At 68.0% G+C, this 24,031-nt stretch carries 21 protein-coding genes; 9 read left to right on the top strand and 12 right to left on the bottom strand.

The window, feature by feature from the left end:
- Positions 1–34: 34 nt before the first annotated feature.
- The 6 genes from gyrB to dnaA form a co-directional block, all read right to left on the bottom strand.
- The gene (gene gyrB / locus SOM11_RS07315; protein WP_192061206.1) at positions 35–2,014 is read right to left on the bottom strand and encodes a DNA topoisomerase (ATP-hydrolyzing) subunit B; all 1,980 of its coding nucleotides are present in this window, start codon (positions 2,012–2,014) and stop codon (positions 35–37) included.
- 165 nt (positions 2,015–2,179) lie between these two features.
- Complete coding sequence (locus SOM11_RS07310; RefSeq protein WP_320477645.1) at positions 2,180–2,749, bottom strand: DUF721 domain-containing protein; 570 nt, start codon at positions 2,747–2,749, stop codon at positions 2,180–2,182.
- On the bottom strand, positions 2,746–3,915 hold the full coding sequence (gene recF / locus SOM11_RS07305) for a DNA replication/repair protein RecF (protein WP_192061207.1): 1,170 nt from the start codon (positions 3,913–3,915) through the stop codon (positions 2,746–2,748). Before recF ends, SOM11_RS07310 begins: the two co-directional genes overlap by 4 nt.
- Positions 3,916–3,931: 16 nt before the next feature.
- Positions 3,932–4,819, bottom strand: coding sequence for a phosphogluconate dehydrogenase (NAD(+)-dependent, decarboxylating) (gene gnd, locus SOM11_RS07300; protein WP_192061208.1), 888 nt, complete (start codon positions 4,817–4,819; stop codon positions 3,932–3,934).
- A 54-nt stretch (positions 4,820–4,873) separates the two neighbouring features.
- Positions 4,874–6,022 carry a DNA polymerase III subunit beta gene (gene dnaN, locus SOM11_RS07295; RefSeq protein WP_192061209.1) on the bottom strand — a complete coding sequence of 383 codons (1,149 nt, stop codon included), beginning with the start codon at positions 6,020–6,022 and terminating at the stop codon, positions 4,874–4,876.
- 494 nt (positions 6,023–6,516) lie between these two features.
- Entirely contained in the window at positions 6,517–7,932 is a 1,416-nt protein-coding gene (gene dnaA, locus SOM11_RS07290; protein WP_055799026.1) for a chromosomal replication initiator protein DnaA, read from the bottom strand.
- A 366-nt stretch (positions 7,933–8,298) separates the two neighbouring features.
- On the opposite strand from dnaA, the gene rpmH reads away from it, so the two are divergent.
- From rpmH to SOM11_RS07250, 8 genes are all read left to right on the top strand, one after another.
- Positions 8,299–8,436: a 50S ribosomal protein L34 gene (gene rpmH, locus SOM11_RS07285; RefSeq protein WP_043595303.1), complete on the top strand. Its 138-nt coding sequence runs from the start codon at positions 8,299–8,301 to the stop codon at positions 8,434–8,436.
- Positions 8,437–8,445: 9 nt separating this feature from the next.
- Positions 8,446–8,784 carry a ribonuclease P protein component gene (gene rnpA, locus SOM11_RS07280; protein WP_192061210.1) on the top strand — a complete coding sequence of 113 codons (339 nt, stop codon included), beginning with the start codon at positions 8,446–8,448 and terminating at the stop codon, positions 8,782–8,784.
- Positions 8,781–9,143, top strand: coding sequence for a membrane protein insertion efficiency factor YidD (gene yidD, locus SOM11_RS07275; RefSeq protein WP_320477644.1), 363 nt, complete (start codon positions 8,781–8,783; stop codon positions 9,141–9,143). Before rnpA ends, yidD begins: the two co-directional genes overlap by 4 nt.
- Positions 9,144–9,153: 10 nt before the next feature.
- Complete coding sequence (gene yidC, locus SOM11_RS07270) at positions 9,154–10,116, top strand: membrane protein insertase YidC (protein WP_192061212.1); 963 nt, start codon at positions 9,154–9,156, stop codon at positions 10,114–10,116.
- A gap of 23 nt (positions 10,117–10,139) precedes the next feature.
- Positions 10,140–10,718, top strand: a complete 579-nt coding sequence (locus SOM11_RS07265; RefSeq protein ID WP_192061213.1) for a R3H domain-containing nucleic acid-binding protein — start codon at positions 10,140–10,142, stop codon at positions 10,716–10,718.
- 20 nt (positions 10,719–10,738) lie between these two features.
- A complete protein-coding gene (rsmG, locus tag SOM11_RS07260; protein WP_320477643.1) occupies positions 10,739–11,380 on the top strand; it encodes a 16S rRNA (guanine(527)-N(7))-methyltransferase RsmG in 642 nt (213 codons plus the stop codon).
- Between the two features lie 322 nt (positions 11,381–11,702).
- Positions 11,703–12,605 (top strand): ParA family protein, encoded by a 903-nt coding sequence (locus tag SOM11_RS07255; protein WP_320477642.1) that lies wholly within the window; start codon positions 11,703–11,705, stop codon positions 12,603–12,605.
- Positions 12,605–13,552, top strand: coding sequence for a ParB/RepB/Spo0J family partition protein (locus tag SOM11_RS07250; RefSeq protein ID WP_192061216.1), 948 nt, complete (start codon positions 12,605–12,607; stop codon positions 13,550–13,552). The genes SOM11_RS07255 and SOM11_RS07250 overlap by 1 nt, the downstream gene beginning before the upstream one ends.
- 884 nt (positions 13,553–14,436) lie before the next feature.
- Here SOM11_RS07250 and SOM11_RS07245 read toward each other — a convergent pair.
- The 6 genes from SOM11_RS07245 to SOM11_RS07220 form a co-directional block, all read right to left on the bottom strand.
- Complete coding sequence (locus SOM11_RS07245) at positions 14,437–15,396, bottom strand: D-alanine--D-alanine ligase (protein ID WP_320477641.1); 960 nt, start codon at positions 15,394–15,396, stop codon at positions 14,437–14,439.
- A 49-nt stretch (positions 15,397–15,445) separates the two neighbouring features.
- Entirely contained in the window at positions 15,446–16,753 is a 1,308-nt protein-coding gene (locus tag SOM11_RS07240) for a PLP-dependent aminotransferase family protein (protein WP_192061218.1), read from the bottom strand.
- Between the two features lie 114 nt (positions 16,754–16,867).
- The gene (gene trxA / locus SOM11_RS07235; RefSeq protein WP_055799001.1) at positions 16,868–17,194 is read right to left on the bottom strand and encodes a thioredoxin; all 327 of its coding nucleotides are present in this window, start codon (positions 17,192–17,194) and stop codon (positions 16,868–16,870) included.
- Positions 17,195–17,261: 67 nt separating this feature from the next.
- Positions 17,262–18,260: a thioredoxin-disulfide reductase gene (trxB, locus tag SOM11_RS07230; protein ID WP_192061219.1), complete on the bottom strand. Its 999-nt coding sequence runs from the start codon at positions 18,258–18,260 to the stop codon at positions 17,262–17,264.
- Between the two features lie 182 nt (positions 18,261–18,442).
- The gene (gene murJ, locus SOM11_RS07225) at positions 18,443–20,113 is read right to left on the bottom strand and encodes a murein biosynthesis integral membrane protein MurJ (RefSeq protein WP_320477640.1); all 1,671 of its coding nucleotides are present in this window, start codon (positions 20,111–20,113) and stop codon (positions 18,443–18,445) included.
- Positions 20,110–22,395 carry a DUF6049 family protein gene (locus tag SOM11_RS07220; RefSeq protein WP_320477639.1) on the bottom strand — a complete coding sequence of 762 codons (2,286 nt, stop codon included), beginning with the start codon at positions 22,393–22,395 and terminating at the stop codon, positions 20,110–20,112. Before SOM11_RS07220 ends, murJ begins: the two co-directional genes overlap by 4 nt.
- A 175-nt stretch (positions 22,396–22,570) precedes the next feature.
- Between SOM11_RS07220 and SOM11_RS07215 the strand changes: the two genes are divergently transcribed.
- The gene (locus SOM11_RS07215) at positions 22,571–24,001 is read left to right on the top strand and encodes a CCA tRNA nucleotidyltransferase (protein WP_243213695.1); all 1,431 of its coding nucleotides are present in this window, start codon (positions 22,571–22,573) and stop codon (positions 23,999–24,001) included.
- Positions 24,002–24,031: the final 30 nt, after the last annotated feature.

Raw genomic sequence — 24,031 nt, 5'->3', positions numbered from 1 at the left:
GCGCGGATGTCCTCCGGATCACCGGAGGCGCGTGTCAGATGTCGAGGAAGCGCACGTCTTTCGCGTTCTGCTGGATGAAGTTGCGTCGCGACTCGACGTTCTCGCCCATCAGGGTGTCGAAGATCGTGTCGGCGGCCGCGGCGTCCTCGAGGGTCACCTGCAGCAGGGTGCGGGTCTCCGGGTCCATCGTGGTCTCCCACAGCTCCTTGTAATCCATCTCGCCGAGGCCCTTGTAGCGCTGGATCGCGTTCTCCTTGGGGATCCGCTTGCCGGCGGCGCGACCCGACACCAGCACGGCGTCGCGCTCGGCGTCGCTGTAGACGTACTCGTGCGGCGCGTTGCTCCACTTGAGCTTGTAGAGCGGCGGCTGTGCGAGGTAGACGTAGCCGAGGTCGATCAGCGGACGCATGTAGCGGAACAGCAGGGTCAGCAGCAGCGTCGTGATGTGCTGGCCGTCGACGTCGGCGTCGGCCATCAGCACGATCTTGTGGTACCTGGCCTTGTCGGGGTCGAAGTCCTCGCCGATGTCGGCGCCGAAGGCCTTGATCATCGCCTGGACCTCGTTGTTGCCGAGCGCGCGGTCGAGACGGGCCTTCTCGACGTTGAGGATCTTGCCGCGGAGGGGCAGGATCGCCTGGGTCTCGGGGTTGCGCCCCTGCACGGCCGAACCGCCGGCCGAGTCGCCCTCGACGATGAAGATCTCGCTGAGCGAGGGGTCTTTGCTCTGGCAGTCCTTCAGCTTGCCGGGCATGCCGTTCGACTCGAGCACGCCCTTGCGTCGGGTCTGCTCGCGCGCCTTGCGGGCGGCCATGCGGGCCTGCGATGCGAGGATCCCCTTGCGGACGATCTCGGCGGCCTGACGCGGGTTGCGGTCGAACCAGTCGGTGATCTGGTCGAACGCGACCTTCTGCACGAACGACTTCGCCTCGGTGTTGCCGAGCTTCGTCTTCGTCTGACCCTCGAACTGCGGTTCGCCCAGCTTGATCGAGATGACGGCGGTCAGGCCCTCGCGGACGTCGTCGCCCGTGAGGTTGTCGTCCTTCTCCTTCAGCAGCTTGTTCTTCGGGTCTTTCGCGTAGCGGTTGACCAGCGTGGTGAGCGCCGCACGGAATCCCTCTTCGTGGGTGCCGCCCTCGTGCGTGTTGATCGTGTTCGCGTAGGTGTGGACGCTCTCCTGGTACGAGGTGTTCCACTGCATCGCGACCTCGAGCGAGATCTTCTTCTCGGTGTCCTCCTGCTCGAAGGCGATGATGTCGTCGTGGACGGTCTCGACCTTCTTCACCGTGTTGAGGTACTCGACGTAGTCGACGAGGCCCTTCTCGTAGTGGAAGACGTCGTGCCTCGGCTCGGCGTCGTCCTCTTGCACGCGCTCGTCGCTGAGCTCGATGCGGAGGCCCTTGTTCAGGAAGGCCATCTGCTGGAATCGGGTGCGGAGCGTCTCGTAGTCGAACTCGATGCTCTCGAAGATCTCGGCGTTGGGCCAGAAGGTGATCGTGGTGCCGGTGGTCTCGTCCGCCTCGCCCTTGGCGAGCGGCGCGACGGGCACACCGTCGGTGAAGCTCTGCCGGTACACGTTGCCCTGGCGGCGGACCTCGACGTCGAGCTCGCTCGAGAGCGCGTTGACGACGGAGCTGCCGACGCCGTGCAGACCACCCGAGACCGCGTAGCCGCCACCGCCGAACTTGCCGCCGGCGTGCAGCACGGTGAGGACGACCTCGACCGTCGACCGCCCCTCCACCGGGTGGATGTCGACCGGGATGCCGCGGCCGTTGTCGACGACGCGGACGCCGCCGTCTTCGCGCATCGTGATCTCGATGTGGTCGCAGTGCCCCGCGAGGGCCTCGTCGACCGAGTTGTCGACGATCTCGTACACGAGGTGGTGCAGACCCCGGGGCCCTGTCGAGCCGATGTACATGCCCGGTCGCTTGCGGACGGCCTCGAGCCCTTCGAGCACCTGGATGTCGCCGGCGCCGTAAGAGTGGTCGGGTTGGGCGTCGGTGGTGTCAGGTGACATGTGCGGGGAGGCTCCTGCCGGATGGGACGAGGGTGGAACGCCCGTTCTCCGAACCCCTGGAGAGGCCGGCGGACGACCTTCCGAGTCTACCGCAGGCCCGTCCGCGACGGGGCGAAATCCGCCCTCAGAGGGATTTTCTCCACCGCCTTGGACGATTCACCCTCGTCACCCGTAGGTATCGCGAGGACCACGCCCTGGAACCGATCTGGGACCGCGTTTCCAGGTCGGGGCGTTGGGTGCCAAGAATCGCACCGACTGGATGCCCGCCTCGGGGTACCTCTGGACGATGGTCGTGGTGACCTGTCCGCGCATCAGACGGAGCTGCGTCGCCCAGGCCGTCGAATCGCACTGCACGGTGAGCGTGCCGTCGTCGATCGACACCGGATGCGAGTGCCCCGAGAGCTCGTCGCCCACCAGCGCCGGCCACGCCTCCATCAGCTCGGACTGCGCGAGCGGCGAGTTCCAGCCCATCTCGGTCGTGACGCTGGCGAGCACGTCGGCGATGCCCCGTGGCTCGCGACCCGTGCCGAAAGGCTGACTCGGCGATCCGAGCTTGATGGCCTTGCGTCGTCGACCGTCGCGCGATCGGCTCGTGGGGTCGCCGAAGACCCGGCGGAACCGCAGATACACCCGCTGCGCCTCGTCGGCGGGCGGCAGCTCCACCGGCGGCAGCTGCGGGCCGGGGACCGGAGGAGGCGCGGCGCCGGTCTCGGACGGATCGGGCGCGTCGGTCACGGGGTCGCCTCGTCGACGATGGTGCCGGCCGCGATGCGCACGGTGTGCGCCTTCAGCCGCTGCGGCACGTCGCCCTCGACCGCGGCGGTGATGAGCACCTGCTCGTAGCCGGCGACCTCGTCGGCGAGACGCTCGCGGCGGGATCCGTCGAGCTCGGCGAACACGTCGTCGAGCACGATGACGGGGTCGCCGGTGGCCGACTCGGAGCGGACGACCGCCGCCGACGCGAGCTTCAATGCCAGAGCGAACGACCACGATTCGCCGTGGCTGGCGTAACCGCGTGCCGGGAGGCCGTTCAACGAGAGGAAGAGGTCGTCGCGGTGCGGCCCGACCAGGGTGAGACCGCGATCGAGCTCGGAGGGACGCACGCGGGCGAGCGCCTCGCGGAACACGTCGGCGACGGACTCGGCCGGGATCGCCTCGTCGGGGACCTCCGCGGCCGCCGCGGTCTCGTCGTCGGGGACGGACCCGCGGATGCTCAGCACGGTGGCGAGCCGGGCCCGGTGGTCTTCACCGGCCACGGCGGCGTAGGCGCGGGCGACCTCGGGGGCGAGATCGGCGGCCAGTCGATCGCGCGCGATGATGAGCTCGCTGCCGAGGGCGACGAGACGTTCGTCCCAGATGTCTAGGGTGCCGAGCTGACCGGCCTTGACGCCGCTGGCCCTGGCCGACTTGAGCAGGGTGTTCCGCTGCTTCAGCACCCGCTCGTAGTCGGTCTGGACGCCGGCGAAGCGAGGTGATCGGGCGACGAGCAGCTCGTCGAGGAACCGGCGGCGACCCGACGGTTCGCCTCGCACGAGCGCGAGGTCTTCGGGGGCGAACAGCACGCTGGTGAAGTAGCGCGGCAGCTCGCGGGGCTTGATCGCGCCGCGGTTGATCTGCGCCCGGTTCGCCGACGACCGGTTGATCTGCACCTCGGCGAGCAGCTCGCGACCGTCGGCCTCGAGTCGGGCCCGGACGATCGCGGAGTCGGCGCCCTGTCTGATGAGGGCGGCGTCGCTCGAGACGCGGTGCGAGCCGAGACTCGAGAGGTAGCCGAGCGACTCGACCAGGTTCGTCTTGCCCTGGCCGTTGCTGCCGACGAAGAGGTTCGGCCCGCGCGCGAGGCCGACTTCTGCAGTGGTGTAGTTGCGGAAGTCGGTGAGACTGAGATGCAGTACTCGCACGCGGGCCGGAGAGGCGCTAGGCCTTCTTGACCGCGTGGCCACCGAACTGGTTGCGCAACGCGGCGACGGCCTTCATGGTCGGCGAACCCTCGCCCTGACGCGAGACGAAGCGCGCGAAGATCGACGCGCTGATCGTCGGCATCGGCACGGCGTGGTTGATCGCCTCTTCGAGAGTCCAGCGACCCTCGCCGCTGTCCTCGACGTAGCCCGAGATCTCGGCGAGCTTCGGGTCGGCCTCGAGGGCGAGGACCATCAGCTCGAGCAGCCAGGAGCGCACGACGGTGCCGCGCTGCCAGGCCTTGAAGGTGCCGGGCACGTTCTTGATCAGGTCGGAGCGGGCCTCGAGGAGCTCGTAGCCCTCGCCGTAGGCCTGCATGATCGCGTACTCGATGCCGTTGTGGACCATCTTCGCGTAGTGACCGGCGCCGGTGTCGCCGGCGTGCACGAAGCCCTCCTCGCGGGGGCCCTCGGGGCGGAGCGCGTCGAAGATCGGCTGTGCGATGGCGACGTTCTCGGTGGAACCGCCGACCATGAGGCCGTAACCGTTGTCTTTGCCCCAGACACCGCCCGAGACGCCGGCGTCGATGTACTTGATGCCCTTGGCGCCGAGCAGCTTCTCGTTCGCGAAGTCGCTGGTGAACTTGCTGTTGCCGCCGTCGATGACCAGGTCGCCCTCGGAGAGCTCCTTGGAGAGGTCTTCGATGACGGCGGCGGTGATGTCACCCGCGGGGACCATCACCCAGACGATGCGGGGGCTGGGGAGCCCGGCGGCGAGATCGGAGAGCGTGGCGACGTCGGAGACGGCGGGGTTGGCGTCGTAACCGGTCACCTCGATGCCCTTGTCGCGGAGGCGGGCACGCATGTTGTTGCCCATTTTGCCGAGACCGACGAGGCCGATGTGCATAGGTTTCCTTTGTTCGTGGGAGGCGCGGGTGGGCGCCTGCTCTGGGGGGCGCGTCTAGCGCAGGAGGAGGTTGGGCTGCAGCAGGTACTTGTAGCTGTCAGCGCCTGCCTGGTCTTTGGAGGACTGACTGGTGATCAGCACCGGACCGGGCTTGTTCGGGTTCTCCGTCTTCGTGAAGGAGATGCGGACGAACTCGGAGTGGACTGCTCCGAGACCGTCGAGGAGGAACTGCGGCTTCAACGAGACCACGGTGTCCTCTCCCGTCAACAACGCATCGATCGACTCTGACGCCTGCGCCTGCTCGCTACCGATGGCCTCGAGGGTGAGGCCGTCGATGGTGAACGTGAACCTGAGGGCCGCCTCGCGCTCGAGGACGAGCGAGACGCGGCGGATGGACTCGACGAGCTCGGCCGTGTTGATCACGGCGTAGTTCTCGACGGTCTCGGGGAAGAGCCGCTTGACCGGGGGGAAGTTGCCCTTGATCAGCAGCGAGGTGACGGTCTTGTTGCCGGCCTGGAACGCGATGAGCTCGCGGTCGTCGCTGCCGGTGATCGACACGGAGACGGTGGTCGCGTTGCCGAAGGTCTTGCCGACCTCCTGCAGGGTGCGGGCCGGGACGAGCGCGGTGGTCGTCTCGGCGCTGGCGGCGGTGCCCGGGTCGAAGTCGATGCCTCGGACGGCCACGCGGTACCGGTCGGTGGCCACGAGCGAGAGCGCGTTCTCGGTGACCTCGAGCTGGACACCCGTGATGACCGGGGTGACGTCGTCGCGTGACGCGGCGACGGCGACCTGCGAGACGGCCAGTGCGAAGCGGTCGCCGGGTACGACACCCGACTGCTCGCCCACCGTCGGCAGCGTCGGGTACTCCTCGACGGGCATGCTCAGCAACGAGAAGTTGGCGGACCCGCAGCTGACCGCGATGCGGTTCTCCTCTGTGGAGAACGTGACGGGAGCGTTCGGCAGGCGACTCGCGATGTCCGCCAGCAGACGCCCGGAGACGAGGATCGTGCCGGGTTCGTCGACCTCGGCGGGGATCTGCGTCTGAGCCGAGACCTCGTAGTCGAACGACGACAGGGTGAGGCCGTCGGCGTCCGCCTCGATCAGCACCCCGCTCAGGATCGGCAGCGTGGTGCGCTGCGGAAGGAGCTTCACCGCGAAGGAGACGGCATCGCTGAAGACGTCACGGTTGACCTGGAACTTCACGCGGGGGACCCCTATCGACTACCTGCTCGTGGATGGCCGGTTAATACTGGCACAGCAATCGGCGCCCCGGACCCGTGGCCTCGAGGGCCCTCGATCCGTCCACAAGGTTGTCTCTCCAATGATTTCTTGTAATGAGGATTAACAGTCTTAACCGTTGTGCACAGTGTGGATAACCTGTTAAAAACCCCGCGGCGACAGGGAACTACAACCGTGTGACTTGTGCACTCGGTGTGGACCGGAATCACAAACTCCGGGACGACCGCCGGTGGGGTCGAGGGCTGTTCCCACAGGGTCATGTCATCCGTGAACAACCGGCCCCCAAGTTATCCACCACTTTCCACAGGTTATCCACACTGTGGGATCGTCCGGTCTCCTGGGGTGCTGTTGCGCGCCTCCTGCAGGTCGACGAGACGACGAACGGGCGCCGACCGATGGTCGACGCCCGTTCGGACGGTGCTGCCGGGAGGTGACGATCTCGCCCCTCGACCGGGCCCTTATTTGTAGCGGGTGTCCTGTTTGATGCGGCTGGTGAGCTCGGTGACCTGGTTGTAGATCGACCGGCGCTCCTTCATCAGCTCGCTGATCTTCTTGTTCGCGTACATGACCGTCGTGTGGTCGCGGTTGCCGAACAGCTGACCGATCTTCGGCAGCGACAGGCTGGTCAGCTCGCGGCACAGGTACATCGCGATCTGCCTCGCGGTCGCGATCGCCTGCGACCGCGACGAGCCGTAGAGGTCGTCGACCGAGAGCTTGAAGTAGTCGGCGGTGTGGTTGATGATGTCGACCGGCGCGATGATGTTGTCTTCATCTAGCGTGATGAGGTCCTTCAGCACGGTCTGCACCAGCGCCAGGTCGACGGCCGTCCGGTTCAGGCTCGCGAACGCCGTGACCCGGATGAGCGTGCCCTCGAGCTCGCGGATGTTGCTCGACACCTTCGTGGCGATGAACTCGAGCACCTCGTCGCGGATCTGCAGCTTCTCGCTCTGCGCCTTCTTGCGGAGGATCGCGATGCGGGTCTCGAGGTCGGGCGCCTGCACGTCGGTGATGAGGCCCCACTCGAAGCGCGAGCGCATGCGGTCCTCGAAGCCGGTCAGGTGCTTCGGCGGCAGGTCGCTCGTGATCACCAGCTGCTTGTCGTGATCGTGCAGCGTGTTGAAGGTGTGGAAGAACGCCTCCTGGGTGCTGTCCTTCCCCTGCAGGAACTGGATGTCGTCGATCAGGAGGATGTCGATCTCGCGGTACCGCTGTTGGAACAGGTTCGAGCGGTTGTTCGCGATCGAGTTGATGAAGTCGTTCGTGAACTCCTCGCTGCTGACGTAGCGGACGCGGATGCCCGGGTACATCGTCTCGGCGTAGTGGCCGATGGCGTGGAGGAGGTGCGTCTTGCCCAGACCGGACGACCCGTAGATGAAGAGGGGGTTGTAGGCCTTGGCCGGCGCTTCTGCCACGGCGACCGCGGCGGCGTGGGCGAACCGGTTCGAGGCCCCGATGACGAAGTTGTCGAAGCTGTACTTCGGGTTCAGTCGCGAGTCGTTGCGCTTGCCCGTGGTCGGCGACTCGACCGGGGTGGGGACGAACGGGGCCTCGATGTAGTGGGCCGGCTCGGTCTGCTCGGGCTGCTGGGTGAGGGTGTCGGGCGTGATGTCGGGGTTGACCGTGATGGCGAAGCTCGCGACGGAGTCGTCGCCGAGCGCGGCGATCGACTCGAGGAGCGGCCCCCGGATGCGTTGTTCGAGCATGCCCCGGGTGAGGTCGTTGGGCACCTCGAGGTAGAGGGTGCCGCCCAGAACGCCCTTCGGCTCGACCAGGCTGATGAAGCCGTGCAGCTGGGGGGTGATGCGGTCGTCGGTGGTCAGACTCGCGAGCACGGACCGCCAGAGGTCCTGGACCGGATCGACGGTGTTCGCCACGGGGATTTCTCTTTCTGCCGGTGATCTGCGTGCTGGGCACGCCGTGCGCCCCGGGGGCGACGGCATCTCGGCGTACCGAGTTATGCACAGCTTTGTCCACGGGTCGGCGGTGGCCGATTCAGCCGGGAGTGGTGCTCGTTCCCCGTGTTTACGCGGATCCGGAGCGGGAGGTACCCACCCTAGTTCGGATGAGTATGTCTTCTGCAATCGGAGTTTTCAACACTGTGGATAAACTCGTTCGAGGCTGCCGTTTGACCGCAGGGCCGATGCCGCGTACTTTTAATCAGTTGATTTCAGCCAGTTGGGCTGTACAAGACTTCTCGGATCATGGCAGCAGGCCAGGTCCGCATCACTGGAGAAAACACCATGAGCAAGAGAACGTTCCAGCCGAACAACCGCCGCCGCGCCAAGAAGCACGGTTTCCGTGCTCGCATGCGCACCCGTGCGGGTCGCGCCATCCTCGCCGCCCGTCGTGGCAAGGGTCGCACCGAACTCTCCGCGTAGTCGCACCCGGTGTTGGCCAGAGCCAACCGGATCGTCCGCGCAGACGACTACCGAAACACCGTGCGCCGTGGCCGCAAGTCGGCCACGGCGCACTCGGTCGTCTACGTGCGTCGTCATGACGACGGCGGCGACGTCCGGTTCGGGTTCATCGTGGCCAAGACCGTGGGCAATGCGGTCGCCCGCAACACCGTGCGTCGTCGCCTCAAGCACGTCTGCCACGAGCTGCTGCCGTCGCTGCCTCCGGGCACCGACATCGTGATCCGCTCTTTGCCAGGCAGCGTCGACGTTTCCTGGTCTACCCTGCTGAGGGATATCTCAGGGGTCGTCGACAAGGTCGTGAAAGCGTGAGAGAACTCGTACTGTTCGTGTCGTTGCTTCCACGCAACGTCGCGATCGTCGTGCTCCGCGCCTACCGGGCGGTCATCTCCCCGCTCTACGGCGAGGTCTGCCGGTACTACCCGTCGTGCTCGCGGTACGCGCTCGAGGCGATCCAGCGGTACGGCGTCGTCGCCGGCTCCGCTCGCGGCGCCTGGCGCATCGCGCGGTGCAACCCCTGGGCGGCGGGCGGCATCGACGACGTCCCCGAACCGCGGTTCCAGAACTTCTCGATCACGGGCTCCGGCTTCGTGCTCCCCCGTCGTGCGGCTCGAGCCTCCGCTCCCGTCGCACCGCACGGTCTCCTCGTACAGAGCCACGGAAAGGGCTGACCCGAACACCATGGGCTTCATCGACACCATCCTCTGGCCCCTCAAGTGGGTCGTCGAGGCGATCCTCGTCGGCTTCCACGAACTCCTGACCAGTGCGGGCATGGGCTTCGACTGGGGCGGAACGTGGGTGCTGTCGATCGTCGGCCTGGTGCTCGTCGTGCGAGCGCTGCTCATCCCGATCTTCGTCCGGCAGATCAAGAGCCAGCGACGCATGATGGAGATCGCGCCCAAGCTCAAGAAGATCCAAGACAAGTACAAGGGCAAGCGCGACCAGTTCAGCCGCGAGGCCATGTCGCGCGAGACCATGGCGCTGTACAAAGACACCGGCACCAACCCGCTCAGCTCCTGCCTGCCGCTGCTGATCCAGATGCCGATCTTCTTCAGCCTCTTCTCGGTGCTGCAGAACGCCCAGCGCGAGGGCGTCGGGGTCGGCCTGCTGAACCAGGCGCTCTCCACGTCGTTCGGCGAGGCGACCCTCTGGGGCGCACCGCTGAAGGAGACCTTCCTCAGCGCCACCACCTGGGAGGTGCGTCTCATCGCCGCCGGCATGGTCGTCGTCATGACCGCGTCGCAGTTCATCACCCAGCTGCAGATCGTCTCCAAGAACATGTCGCCCGAGACCAAGGCGAGCCCCATGTTCAAGCAGCAGCGCATGCTCCTCTACGTGCTGCCTCTCGTCTTCGTCTTCTCGGGTCTCTCGTTCCCCCTCGGCGTCATGTTCTACTGGCTGACCTCGAACATCTGGACGATGGCGCAGCAGTTCATCGTCATCCGCAACATGCCCACGCCCGGCAGCGAGGCAGCGCTCGCCCGCGAAGAGCGCCTCGCCCGCAAGCAGCAGCGCAAGGGCCAGGGTCTGCCCGCCATCACGGTGACCGAGATCGAGTCGGCTCCGGCCGTGCCGAAGACCACCCAGCGCACTCAGCCGGTGGGCAAGAACCGCGCCAAGAAGCAGAACGGCAACAAGAAGTGACGAGCGAGACGGACCACAACGACGTGACGAACACGCAGCCGACCGACGCCGAGGGCGTCGCCTCCGAGACCGAGTCCCCCGAGGAGGCGCGGGTCGACCCCAGTGCCGCCGAGGCCTCCGACGAGAACGCGACCAGCACCTCCTCGACGGGCGACCTCGACGAGGGCGAGATCGCCGCCGACTACATCGAAGAGCTGCTCGACATCTGCGACTTCGACGGCGACATCGACATCGAGGTCCGTGCCGGCCGCTCGTACATCTCGGTGGACTCGACGGGCGAGGGCAACCTCCGCGTGCTGTCGAAGCCGGACACGGTGAACGCTCTGCAAGAGCTGACGCGCATCGCGGTGCAGACCAAGACCGGCGAGTTCTCGCGGCTCATCCTCGACATCGGGGGCTCGCGCGCCATCCGCGAGGCCGAGCTCGGCGCCCTCGTCGACCGCGCGGTCGAGAAGCTCGAAGAGGGCGGCACCGCGGCGTCGCTGCCCCCCATGTCGTCGTACGAGCGCAAGCTGGTCCACGACATCGTGGCCGCCCGTGGCTTCACCTCGGAGTCCGAGGGCGAAGGCCGCGACCGCCACACCGTCATCACCCGCGCCTGAGTCGGCACGCCGAACGACCGATGGCCGACCAGAGCACCCTCGAGACCGAACCGGCCGTCGCCGCCGAGATCTTCGGCGACCGCATCGACGTGGTGCGGCAGTACGCACGTGATCTCGCCCAGTACGGCGAAGAGCTCGGTCTGATCGGCCCGCTCGAGCTGCCGCGGCTGTGGACGAGGCACATCGTCAACTCCGGTCTCGTCGCACCGCTCCTCGTCGACGGCCGCGTGGGCGACGTGGGGTCGGGTGCGGGTCTGCCCGGCCTGGTGCTCGCGGCCGCCCGACCCGGCGCGACGCTCGTGCTGATCGAGCCGATGGAGCGTCGCACGGACTGGCTGCGTGCCGAGGCCGGGCGAATGGGCCTGACGAACGTCGAGGTCGTGCGGGCTCGTGCCGAAGAGGTCGAGCTCGACGGCTGGCTCGACCAGGTGACCGCCCGCGCGGTGTCGGCGCTGTCGAAGCTGATCCCGCTGACCGCTCCCCTGGTCAAGACGGGCGGCCAGTTGCTGCTGATGAAGGGCGCGCGAGTCGATGCTGAGGTCGACGCCGCGCGCAAGGTCATCGCGAAGAACCATCTCGTCGATGTCGAGGTGCTCGAGCTGGGCGTCGGCGTGGTCGACCCGACCGAGACGACCAGGGTGTTCCGCGCCACCCTGGCGTGACCACCTTCAGGAGGCGCGATCCGGCTCCACAGGAGCCGATCTGAGCGCGATCGGTCACGTCGGGGTGCGACTCGTGGTGGCTGTAGCGCTGAGAGAGCGTTTGACGCATGCGACACCCGATCTGGTACCTGAACTACCCTTGATCAGGAGTTTCGACGGTTTGCGTGTTATCGCGCGCTCACCTCCGTGCTTTGTCGGTGCTGCAAGCTAAAGTTGAGCCAGTGCTCGACCTGTCGCCGCGCCTCCTCGGTGTTCGACTGTGTTCGTCGGGCGGCACCCACGTTGTTCCACGTGAAACATGGCGATTCGGAGAATCCATCCGGTGAGTTCCTCCACTGACTACGACGGCACCACTCCCCTGGCTCGGGAGCTCGCCGACCTGAACCGGCGCAAGGCGGCACTGTCGCGTGCGCCGCTTCCCCCGCCGGCGGAGACACGGGTCTTGACCGTGTCGAACCAGAAGGGTGGTGTGGGCAAGACGACGACGACGGTGAACCTCGCCGCCGCCCTGGCTCGCAGTGGCGCCCGCGTGCTCGTCATCGACCTCGATCCCCAGGGCAACGCCTCGACCGCTCTCGGAGTCGACCACCGGGCGGACACCCCGAGCGTCTACGATGTCATCGTCAACGACGGCAACATGGACGACGTCGTGCAGCAGAGCCCCGAGTTCGAAACCCTGTTCTGCATCCCGGCCACCATCCACCTCGCCGGTGCTGAGATCGAACTCGTCTCTCTCGTCGCCCGTGAGCAGAGGCTCCGCACGGCGTTGGAAGCGCACCTCGAGCGGACAGAGGCTGCGGGCCAGCGCTACGACTACGTGTTCATCGACTGCCCGCCGTCACTGGGTCTCCTCACCATCAATGCGTTCGTCGCTGCAGGAGAAGTCCTGATCCCGATCCAGTGCGAGTACTACGCGCTGGAGGGGTTGAGCCAGCTGCTCCGCAACATCCAGCTGATCGAGAAGCACCTCAACCCGCGTCTGGCCGTGTCGAGCATCCTGCTGACGATGTACGACGGGCGCACGAACCTGGCGCAGCAGGTCGTCGCCGACGTACGCGAGCACTTCCCCGAGGAGGCGCTCAAGACGCTGATCCCCCGCTCGGTGCGGATCAGCGAAGCCCCTGGTTACGGGCAGACCGTGATCAGCTACGACCAGAACTCCCCCGGGTCGATCTCGTACCTCGAGGCGGCCGCCGAACTCGCACACCGAGGAGCACCCCAGTAGTGGCTACGAAGAGAACCGGACTCGGGCGCGGCATCGGCGCTCTCATCCCCGTGAACGACGAGACACAGGGACGCCCTGTCGACGTGTTCTTCCCCACGGCGCAGCAGACGGCGGAAGACCTGGTCGCGGTGCCTGGGGCTCGGTTGGCGAACCTCAATCCCCTGGACGTGGTTCCGAACGCGAAGCAGCCGCGCACGGAGTTCCGTGACGAGGAGCTGGCTGAGCTCGTGACGTCGATCCGCGAGGTCGGTGTGCTGCAGCCCATCGTCGTACGGCCCCTGCCGAACAAGGGCAAGAAGACGACGCCGGTGCAGTACGAGCTCGTCATGGGCGAGCGCAGACTCCGCGCGACGAAGGAGCTGGGTCTCGCGACGATCCCGGCGATCGTCAAAGACACCGCTGACGACGCGATGCTGCGTGATGCTCTGCTGGAGAACCTGCACAGGGCTGAGCTGAACCCGCTGGAGGAAGCATCCGCCTATCAGCAACTTCTTGCCGACTTCGGCATCACTCAGGATGAACTCGCCACTCGCATCGGCAGAAGCCGACCTCAGATCACGAACACGCTGCGCCTTCTGAGGCTGCCGGCCAGTGTGCAGCGCCGGGTGGCTGCGGGCGTGCTGTCGGCCGGTCATGCACGGGCGATCCTGTCGACGGGCGACCCCGTGCTGATGGAGCGTCTCGCGGAGAAGATCGTCAACGAGGATCTCTCCGTCCGACAGGCTGAGGCGATCGCTGCAGGGTCTCCGGCCAAGGCCAAGACCACCAAGGCGGCCGGCCGCCACCAAGCGCACCTCGACGAGATCGCCGAGGGCCTCGGCGACCGGCTCGAGACACGGGTAAAGGTCAACCTGGGTGCGCGAAAGGGGTCGATCACCATCGACTTCGCCACGATCGACGACCTGAACCGTATCCTGGGCGAATTGGGCCAGGATCCCGTGGTCTGAGGTCGAACTGGCCGTCTCGGCGGTCGTGTTTCACGTGAAACGCCCCCTCCTTGGAGGGGGCGTTTCGACGTCGAGGATGCTGGGCAGTCCTGTTACTTACACTGGCTGCGTACAGACCCGATTCATCGCCTGGCTTGGTAGGTGGGCCTGCCCTTCAGTCTCGCCCTGGCCCGGGTCCGGGCACCGTTCGTTGTCGCGGTCATACCGTGCAGGGGCGTGCACGGCGATCTAGAGGGTCTGCTCGTCTCTGCGATAGCCATGCTGTGATGCTCGTCGCTGGACGCCGATGCGCTGTTACATGTCTGTGAACAGCAGTTTCGACGGTACGACTTGTTCTTCCGTGCTGTGTCGGGATATCCGAGTCGCCGATCGTGGCGCGACGCCCGAGCAATACATCCGCAGGGCCATGCGACGGGCAGGACTGCGGCGATCTAACTTGCGGCTGTGTCAGGACACCACGGAGAGGGCGCATGTGGTTGCGCAGGTATGTGAATCGATGGCGGTGGTCCATCTACGCATAGTCGCCTGCGCCGGTGCGCCGGTGTGCCGGCGCGGAAGTGCGGAGGTGCGCAGGTGCGCGGGTGTTCGAGAGGGAGGTGCCGGGTCCGCGGGTGGGCAGGCACGCAGCGTGCAAATACGAGGTGCTGGGTTCGGGATCCGGGGTCCGGGGTGTGCGGGTGCGCGGGTGCCGGGTGCCAGGTACCAGGTGTCAGGTGCGATGGTCCGTGTGTCGTCGGTCAAGTCGGTACGTTTCACGTGAAACCGGACCGGCGCACGTGCCTCAGTAGTGCGACGTGGCACATGGAGGAGTTTTAACGCGAGAGAGTGCCGGACTTTCACCGAGTTTCACGTGAAACACAGACACACAGAGCGGTGAGGCAGGCCTACTGGTGCTCGCGCACAGCCTTCTCGGCCAGCGCGGCATAGACGAGGCCCAGCTCGAAGCCGGCCGCATCGAGCGCCATGGGCACGAGAGAGGTCTCGGTGAGCCCGGGCAGCACATTCACCTCGAGGAACCACGCCGCACCGGTCGCATCGACGATGAGGTCGACCCGCGACAGGTGCCGCAGCCCCAGCGCCTCGTGTACGGCGACCGCCGCGCGGGCCGCGCCCGCAGCAGCGTCATCATCGAGACGAGCGGGCGTGAAGAAGGTGGTCTCCCCCGCGTTGTAGCGCGCGTCGAACCCGTAGAAGCCGCTCCGCGGCACGATCTCCACAGCCGGCAGCGCCGTCGGACCATCACCGGTGTCGATGACCCCGACTGCGATCTCGGTGCCGGTGATCTTCTGCTCGACGATCACGTCGTCGCAGTACGTGTAGGCGTCGACCATCGCACGGGGCAGGCCATCTGCGGACTCGACGACCGTGACTCCCTGCGCCGAGCCTCCTCGGGCCGGCTTCACCACGACGGGCACCGGGTGCTCGTCGGCGATCGCTGCGAGGACTCCTGCTGCGCCCAGTTCGCGGAAGGCATCGTGCGACAGGGTGAGCCCTCGAGGGGTCAGAACCCCGGCGCGACGGGCGAGTTCTTTGGCGGTGGGCTTGTCCCACGCGAGACGCGCCGCGGCGGAGGTGCTGCCGACGAACGGGATGTCCAGCGCCTCGAGCAGGCCCCGCAGAGCGCCGTCCTCACCGCTCGCCCCGTGCAGCACCGGCCACACGACGTCTGGCCGCGTCTCGGTCAGGTGAGCCAGCAGGGTCGCATCGGGATCACGCAGCTCGACCGTGATGCCGTGGGAGGTGAGACTGTCGACCACGCGCCTCCCTGATCGCAGAGACACGTCTCGCTCGTGCGAGATGCCGCCGGCGAGGACGGTGACGTTGCGCAGAGGGCTCGAGTTCATGGCCGGTGATCCTTCGGGAGAGTGAGCGGTGTTACGGGTAAAGGCCTGATCAGGAGATGTTCGGCGGCGGCATCGTGACGCCCTCGCGCTGACGGCTGGGCTTGCCGAGCTGCGCCCCCGAGAACGTGTTGAGCAGATCGAGCTCGCCGTTGATGACGGTCGCCAGCCGGGCCACGCCGACCTTGATCATCTCGGAGGTCGGGTAGCAGAACGACAGACGGATGTTCTGCCGACCTCCTCCGTCGGCGTAGAACGCCGTACCGGGCGTGTAGGCGACGAGCTCCTTGACGGCCCGCGGCAGCATGGCCTTCGAGTCGAGCTCGTCGGGCAGCGACAGCCACACGAAGAAGCCGCCCTCGGGGCGCGTCCAGCTGAGCGACGGCAGGTACTCCCCCAGGGCCGACAGCATGGCGTCGCGCCGCTCGCGGTAGAGATCGCGGAAGATGTCGATCTGCCCCCGCCAGTCGGCCTGATCGAGGTACTCGGTGATGACGAACTGACCGAACGAGTTCGGCGACAGGGTGGCCGACTCGTTCGCGAGGATCAGCTTCTCGCGGATCGCGTGCGGCGCCAGAGCCCAGCCGACGCGGAACCCGGGTGCGAGCGTCTTCGAGAACGAACCGAGGTAGATGACGCCCTCGTCGTCGACCGAGCGCATGGCCTGCGGGGCCGGCTCGTCGAACGACAGCAGCCCGTACGGGTTGTCTTCGAGCACCAGGATGCCCGCACTGCGGCAGATCTCGAGGATCTCGAGTCGACGGGCCCACGAGAGCGTGACACCGGCCGGGTTGTGGAAGTTGGGGATGGTGTACAGGAACTTGATCGTGCCGCCCCGCGAGGTGACGGCCGTGATCGCCTCTCGCAGCGCCTCCGGGATCAGCCCCTCGTCGTCCATCGCGACGTGCTGAACATCGGCCTGGTACGCCTTGAAGACGCCCAGGGCGCCCACGTAGCTCGGCGACTCGGCCAGCACGACGTCGCCCGGGTTGATGAACAGCCGGGTGACCAGGTCGAGCGCCTGCTGCGAGCCGGTCGTGACGACGACGTCGTCGGCGCTGCCGCGGATCCCCTCCATCGCCATGATCTGCATGATGTGCTCGCGGATCGCCGGTGTGCCCTGCCCCGAGCCGTACTGGAGCGCCATCGCGCCCCCGCCCTTCGACATGACGCGGTCGATCGAGCCCGTGACGAGCTCACGGGGCAGGGCCGACACGTAGGGCATGCCGCCGGCCAGGGAGACCACCTCGGGGCGGGAGGCGACGGCGAACAGGGCTCGGACCTCGGAGGCGCTCAGGCCGGCCGTGCGGTCGGCGTACGAGTCGTACCACGGATCGAGGTTGGTGCCCTTGTCGCTCATCTGCGTCCTTAACGGTCGGAGGGTGAATCGCTCAAGACTATGCCTGGTGCGGCGGTGAGACCACGAGAGCCCGCCCAGCGTGGTGCTGGGCGGGCTCTCGATGCGGTCTCTCGACTACGCCAGGAACTCCGCCAGGTCGGCCTCGAGGGCCTGCTTGGGCTTCGCGCCGATGACGGTCTTGACGACCTCGCCACCGCGGTAGACCTTCATGGCGGGGATCGAGGTGATCTGGTACTTCGCCGCGGTCTGCGGGTTGTCGTCGACGTTCAGCTTGACGATCTCGATCTTGTCGGAGTGCTCGGCCGCGATCTGGTCGAGGATCGGCGAGACGGCGCGGCACGGGCCGCACCACTCGGCCCAGAAGTCGACCAGGATCGTCTTGTCGGAGGTGATGACGTCGCTCTCGAAGGACGCGTCGGTGACTGCCTTGGCGGTGCTCATGGTGGTTCCTTTCGTCGTGGGGACTGTTAGGGCTGTGGGGTTCGCGAGACGGTGACCGGGGGTCCGGTCAGACGCCCACCGCGACGGACTCGGCCGTGTCGATGCCCTCGGCCGCGCCCTCGGTGTTCTCGGCTAGAAACGTCTGGTCGAGGCTCGCCAGGAAGTGCTCGGCGTCGAGCGCCGCGACGACACCGGAGCCGGCGGCGGTGGCCGCCTGGCGGTAGGTCGCGTCGATGACGTCGCCGGCCGCGAACACGCCGCGCAGGTTGGTCTTCGAGCTGCGGCCCTCGACGGCGATCGTGCCGTCGACCGTGAGGTCGAGCTGGTTGTGGACGAGGTGCACGCGCGGGTCGTTGCCGATCGCGATGAAGAGACCGTCGAGGTCGAGGTCGCTGGTGCTGCCGTCGACCGTGTCGGTCAGCTGCACGCCCGTGGCCTTCTCGTCGCCGTTGATCTTCGTGACGGTCTTGTTCCAGAGGAACTCGATCTTGTCGTTGGCGAAGGCGCGCTCTTGCATGATCTTCGACGCACGCAGCGAGTCGCCGCGGTGGATGACGTAGACCTTGCTGGCGAAGCGGGTGAGGAACGTCGCCTCCTCCATCGCCGAGTCGCCGCCGCCGACGACCGCGATCTCCTTCTGCTTGAAGAAGAAGCCGTCGCAGGTGGCGCACCAGCTGACGCCGCGGCCGCTGAGGCGCTCTTCGTCGGCGAGGCCGAGCTTGCGGTACGCGCTGCCCGTGGCGAAGATCACCGTGACGGCCTCCTCGACGGTGCCGTTGCCGAGCGTGACCTTCTTGACGTCACCGGTCAGGTCGACGCTGGTGACGTCGTCGAGCAGCACCTCGGCGCCGAACTTCTCTGCCTGCTCTTGCAGCTTGAACATGAGGTCGGGGCCCATGATGCCGTCGGGGAAGCCCGGGAAGTTCTCGACCTCGGTGGTCTTCATGAGCTCGCCGCCGGCCTCGACCGAGCTGGCCACGATGAGCGGCTCGAGCCCGGCTCGTGCGGCGTAGATGCCGGCCGTGTAGCCCGCGGGGCCGGAGCCGATGATGATGATCTGGCGCATGAGCACCTCTCTGGAAGAACGTGGCGGATGTCGTGCCAGATGCGTTCGAGCCGTGGTGCCCGATCGACGTTCTCGCCCGACCGTCTGAGTGAACACATCCTAACGACGGGCTATTCCGAGCGACCCGGGAGGCACGGCTCACCCCTGCGGACTTCGCAGGCCGGACACCGAGGAGGCGCGGATCAGCGCTTCAGGACGCGCGCCAGCATCGGTCGTGCCCGGTTCCACACCGGCGCCGTGAGGGCCTCGAGCTCGGGCAGCCGGATCAGCTTGAGCATGCCGAGGTAGACGACGGCCATGACGGCGGCCGCGACCATGACGGTCAGCAGACCGGGGATCCGGCCGGTGTGGGCGAAGCCGTCAGCGGAGAAACCGCCCATGGCGGTCACGACGACGAGCCCGACGGCACCGGCGATCAGCGAGAAGAACAGGAACTGCACGTAGCGGCGCAGCACCCAGCGGCCGTCCATGCCGTCGAGGCGCCGCGAGATGAGCACGAGCGCCACGACCGTCTGCGTCGAGCCGGCGATCGAGGTGGTCACGGCGATGGCGACGGCCACCTGGTCGTCTGCCACCACGGCGGATGAGATGAGGGTGCCGACCACGAAGATGCTCGACTGGACGACCTGCATGAAGAACGGCGTGCGCTGGTCGTGCAGGGCGTAGAAGACCCGCTGGACGACGAACAGCACGCTGAAGAGGATCAGCCCCGGCATGAAGCCGAGGATGACCTGGGCCATCTGGCCGGCGCCCTCGAAGGTCCGCTCGAAGAAGCTCGCGAACGGGTAGGCGACGACGCACATCGCCACGGTCGCGAAGACCATGAACATGCCGATGGTGCGGAGCGACTGCGACAGGTCGGCGCGGACGGCCCGGAGGTCGCCGCGGGAGGCGTGACCGCTCATCCGGGTGAAGTAGGCGGTCGCGATCGAGACGGCGACGATGCCGTGCGGCAGCATGAACAGCAGCCACGAGTTGGCGAGCACGGCGTTCGAGGCGCCCGCGCCGCTGCCCTGCGAGGCGACCCGGCTCTGCACGAGACCGGCGACCTGGGTGACGAGCACCATGCCGAACAGCCAGCCGGCCGCCTTACCGGTGGCGCCGAGACCGACTCCGCGCCAGCGGAAGTCGGGGCGGAACGTGAGCCCGGCGCGACGCCAGAACAGCAGCAGGAACGCCGCCTGCGCCAGCACGCCGAGCGACGCGGTGCCGGCGATGACGGTGATGCGGTCGGGCGACCAGACGTCGACGGACGAGTTCGACTCGGCTCCGCCGAACAGCACCATGAAGACGACGAGACCGGCGATCGCGACCACGTTGTTGAGCACCGGTGCCCAGGTGAACGGGCCGAAGACCTGACGGGCGTTGAGCACCTCGCTGAGCAGCGAGTACATGGCGTAGAAGAAGATCTGCGGCAGGCACCAGTAGGCGAACGCGGTCGCCAGGGCCAGCGACTCGGAGGTGTAACCCCCTTGACCGGATGCATTCGCCTGCTGCGCGTAGATCGAGACGAGCACCGGGGCGAGCAGGGTGCCGAGCAGCCCGACGGCGGCGAAGACGATCGTGCCGAGGGTGACGATCTTGTTGATGAAGCGCTGCCCCCCGTCATCGTCGTGGGTCGCCGCCCGGACGATCTGGGGCACCAGCACGGCGCTGAGCAGCCCGCCGGCGATCAACGCGTAGATGTTGTTCGGCAGCTGGTTCGCGAGGGCGAACGAGTCGGCGGCGCGGCTCGCCGACTGACCGATCGCCGCGGCGAGCACGGCCGTCTTGACGAAGCCGAGCACCCTCGACACCATCGTGCCCGAGGCGAGCAGCACGCTGGCGCGGCCGAGACCACCTTGACCGGTCACGCGACGGCGTCTTCCGACGATGCGTCGTGCGACGTGGCGTCTCCGTCGGTTGCGCCACGACGGCGCTTGCGGATCGTTCGGTAGATGCCGCCGCCGAACAGCAGCGCGAAGCCGATGCCGAAGGCCCAGGTGATCGCGGTCTCCCACCCGGCCTGCACGTTGATCGAGACGACGGCCGGGGTCGCGATGGTGACCCCGGTGGAGCTGACGAGGGACATCGAGACGTCGACCGTTCCGTTGGCGATGGACTGCACGGGCACCCGCACACGGGTCTGCGACTGCGCCTGCACGGTCACGGGGATGCGGTTCTCCTCGACGAGGAGGCGCGAGCTGGACGGCGCGAGGGTGAGGAACACCGTCGCTGCCGAGTCGGAGGTGTTCTGCACGTAGAGCGGCAGCGACGAGCGGTCGCCGAGGATTAGTTGATCGCTGCCCTGCACGATCGAGACGAGCTTCGAGGTCTCGGTGGCCGCGATCGCGGCGTCGGCGACCTCGTTCGTCAGACCCTCGGCGTTGTCGCGCCAGGCGTTCGACGACAGGGCCAGCGTGCGCAGACGGGCGGCGCCGGTGACGGTCTCCGGCTGCTCGAGCGCGGTCGAGAAGTCGGTGACCTGCTGGTCGGACCTGACGAGCGAGCGGAGCTCGCGGAGGCGCTCGGCCGGCTCGGGCCGGTCGACGACCGTCGCATCGGTCGGCTCGGCTGCCAGGGTGTCGCCCAGCGACGACGGGGCCGACCAGGGCAGCGCGTCGAGCGCCTGGAGGGTCTGGCGCAGACGGTCGCCGTCGATCGACCACGAGCGGTCGAGGGTCGCGAGCATGGTGCGGGCGTCGCTGGGGCGCTCTTTCGCGATCGTCGCGACGCTCGCCGACAGCTCGGCCATCGCGGACTGCCAGAGGTCGGTCGACGTGGCCGAGGCGGCCTCGCGGACGAGATCGGAGAGGGTGTCGTCGGAGACGAGACCGGTCGAGCCGCCGAGGTCGACGGGCGCGTTCTCGGTCGCGTCGGTCGCCACGTTCACGTTCGAGCTGGAGAGGATCGTCGACGTGTAGTCGCGCTGGGTGATCGTGTCGACGTCGGAGGCGACGACGCTGTCGTCGACGGGCCAGGCGATCGACGAGAGCGACCACGGGAACGCCAGCAGCGACTCGGTCGTCGGCAGCGGCGGCGCCGAGGGGGCCTCGGTGGGGGTGACGGTCGGCTCGTCGGTGGGCGTCGCGGTCGCACCGGAGCCGGCGGCCCCGGAGCCCGAGTCGGACGAGCCCGAGCCCGACGAGCTGGTGCTCGAGTCCGACCCGTCGCTCGTGCCGCCGGTCTCGACCGGGCTGGGAACGTCGGTCGCGGTGGCCGAGGTGTCGAACCGCGACTCGTCGACGAACGAGTCGAACGAGGTGGGCGCCGGCACCGAGGGGGCGCCGGCCTGGCTGAGCCCGGCGACGTCGGCGTCGGCGTAGGTGAGGGGGAACGTCTCGAGGCCCGCCGACGTCAGCTCGTCGAGCCACTCGACGGCCGACTCGGGGGCTTCGCTGCCCAGCAGGCGGATGGACGTGATGATCATCGGGTCGACGGCCACGGTCGCCGAGCTGCCCACCACCTGGCGCAGCTGCCGGGTCAGGGTGCCGTCGGCCGAGGTGTACGCCTCGAGCGCGGCGGCGTCGAGCACGCCGTTCTCGGTCTCGGGGGTCGTGATCGGCACCGCGACCGAGAGCCTGGTCGGCTGGAAGCTCTCGCTCGGGTACCAGACGACGCTGCTGCGGGCCTGCGCGACCTGCAGCCCGTCGGAGCCCAGGAGGCGCACGCCCAGTGCCCGCGCACCCCACGTCCACCCGTCGAGGGCCGTCCGCTCGGCCGGGATCGACACGTCGTCGACCGTGACGCTCTGACCGGCGGCGACGGCGGGGACGTCGACGCGCGCCATGTAGAGGCCCAGGTAGTCGTCGCCCGTGGTCGTCTCGGGCTCGAGCCAGTCGGCGAGCTTCGAGCGGGTGAGGAACGAGTCGCGGTCGAGGTAGATCCGCGCGCTGCCCGCCTCGAGGTCGGTCTCGCCGCCGTTGCTGATCGTCAGCGTCAGGTCGAGGTCGTCGCCCGAGCGCAGCACCCCGTCGGCCTCGGGCGCGACCGTCAGCGTGACCGAGTCGCCGTCGGCCGCCGTGGCCGCCTCGCTCGCGGCCGACGCCGTCGTGCCCGTGCCCGCCGACGCGGCCGTCGCCGTGTCGGCGGGCAGCGCGGCGCCCGCGACGCCGAGCGTCGTCACGAGGGCCAGGAGGGCGGGGAGAAGTCTCATAGTGATGGCGCTCGCACGGACGCAGGGGTCGCGCGAGCAAGGCGAGTCTAGAGAATCGTCCCTCGCAGGGGGACCTCGAGCACGCCCGGCGGGCGCTTCGGGGGTGGGGAACCAGCCCTGGGGAGGAGGCGCGCGACGGTGATCCGCGCCTCCTCGTGTGGCAAAGTGGTCGCCCATGGACAACGTCGCCGCCGCCGTCGAGCGCCTCGGTCGACTGGCCGCCACTCCCCGCATCGCCCGCCTGTCGGCCGCCTTCGCCGCCGCGGGTCACGAGTTCGCCCTGGTGGGCGGTCCGGTGCGCGACGCGTTCCTCGGGCACCGGGTCAACGACCTCGACTTCACGACCAGCGCCTCCCCCGATCAGATCCTCGAGATCGTCGTGCCGCTGGCCGAGGCCCACTGGGACGTCGGGCGCGAGTTCGGCACCATCGCGGCACGGGTCGACGGCGAGGTCGTCGAGATCACGACCTACCGCAGCGACGTCTACGACGGTGAGACCCGCAAGCCCGTCGTCGAGTTCGGCGACACGCTCGAGGGCGACCTCGTCCGCCGCGACTTCACCGTGAACGCCATGGCGCTGCGCCTGCCCGAGCAGGTGCTGGTCGACCCGTCGGGCGGCGTCGACGACCTCCTGGCCCAGCGCCTCGCGACACCGGGCGCCGCGGTCGACAGCTTCCGAGACGACCCGCTGCGGATGATGCGGGCCGCACGGTTCACCGCGCAGCTCGGCTTCGAGGTGTCGCCCGAGGTGCGCGAGGCGATGACGACCCGCGCCTCCACCCTGTCCATCGTCTCCGTCGAGCGCGTCGCGGACGAGCTCTCGAAGCTGCTGCGCACCGCGACCCCGACCCCGGGCATCCGCCTGCTGGTCGACACCGGGCTCGCCGAGCACGTGATGCCAGAGCTCGCGGCGATGCGCCTCGAGGTCGACGAGCACCACCACCACAAAGACGTCTACGAGCACAGCCTCACCGTGCTCGAGCAGGCCATCGGCTACGAGGCCGAGCGGCACCCCGGCGACTCCCCCGATCTCACGCTACGTCTCGCCGCCCTGCTGCACGACTGCGGCAAGCCGGCCACGCGTCGACTCGAACCCGGCGGGGTCGTGACGTTCCACCACCACGACGTCGTCGGCGCCAAGCTCGCGAAGAAGCGGCTCAAGGCGCTGCGCTTCGACAACGACACGATCGCGGCCGTCCACCGCCTGATCGAGCTGCACCTCCGCTTCTTCGGCTACACCGAGGGCGGCTGGACGGACTCGGCCGTCCGCCGCTACGTGCGCGACGCCGGCGACCAGCTCGAGCGGCTGCACATGCTGACCCGCGCCGACGTCACGACCCGCAACCGCCGCAAGGCCGACCGCCTCGGCTTCGCCTACGACGACCTCGAGCACCGCATCGCCGACCTGCGCGAGCGTGAAGAGATCGACTCGCTGCGACCCGACCTCGACGGCGACGACATCCAGCGGGTGCTCGGCATCGGCCCGAGTCGCGAGGTCGGCGAGGCGTACCGCTTCCTGCTCGAGCTGCGCACCGAGGAGGGGCCGCTGGGCGCCGAGGCGGCGACCGAGCGGCTGCTGGCCTGGTGGGGCGCGCGCGGGGCGTAGACGAGCCGCGCGGTGCGGGTGCGGCGGAGC

The organism is Frigoribacterium sp. CFBP9029 (assembly GCF_034045305.1).
Classification (GTDB): Bacteria; Actinomycetota; Actinomycetes; order Actinomycetales; family Microbacteriaceae; genus Frigoribacterium.
This window is presented reverse-complemented; position numbering and strand designations above follow the sequence as displayed.

Bases quoted from the DNA above. Each gene is read 5' to 3' on its own strand.
- gyrB (WP_192061206.1), bottom strand. From the start codon at position 2,014: ATGTCACCTGACACCACCGACGCCCAACCCGACCACTCTTACGGCGCC.
- rpmH (WP_043595303.1), top strand. From the start codon at position 8,299: ATGAGCAAGAGAACGTTCCAGCCGAACAACCGCCGCCGCGCCAAGAAG.
- rsmG (WP_320477643.1), top strand. From the start codon at position 10,739: ATGGCCGACCAGAGCACCCTCGAGACCGAACCGGCCGTCGCCGCCGAG.
- SOM11_RS07220 (WP_320477639.1), bottom strand. From the start codon at position 22,395: ATGAGACTTCTCCCCGCCCTCCTGGCCCTCGTGACGACGCTCGGCGTC.
- yidC (WP_192061212.1), top strand. From the start codon at position 9,154: ATGGGCTTCATCGACACCATCCTCTGGCCCCTCAAGTGGGTCGTCGAG.
- trxA (WP_055799001.1), bottom strand. From the start codon at position 17,194: ATGAGCACCGCCAAGGCAGTCACCGACGCGTCCTTCGAGAGCGACGTC.
- SOM11_RS07215 (WP_243213695.1), top strand. From the start codon at position 22,571: ATGGACAACGTCGCCGCCGCCGTCGAGCGCCTCGGTCGACTGGCCGCC.
- SOM11_RS07240 (WP_192061218.1), bottom strand. From the start codon at position 16,753: ATGAGCGACAAGGGCACCAACCTCGATCCGTGGTACGACTCGTACGCC.
- gnd (WP_192061208.1), bottom strand. From the start codon at position 4,819: ATGCACATCGGCCTCGTCGGTCTCGGCAAAATGGGCAACAACATGCGT.
- SOM11_RS07245 (WP_320477641.1), bottom strand. From the start codon at position 15,396: ATGAACTCGAGCCCTCTGCGCAACGTCACCGTCCTCGCCGGCGGCATC.
- trxB (WP_192061219.1), bottom strand. From the start codon at position 18,260: ATGCGCCAGATCATCATCATCGGCTCCGGCCCCGCGGGCTACACGGCC.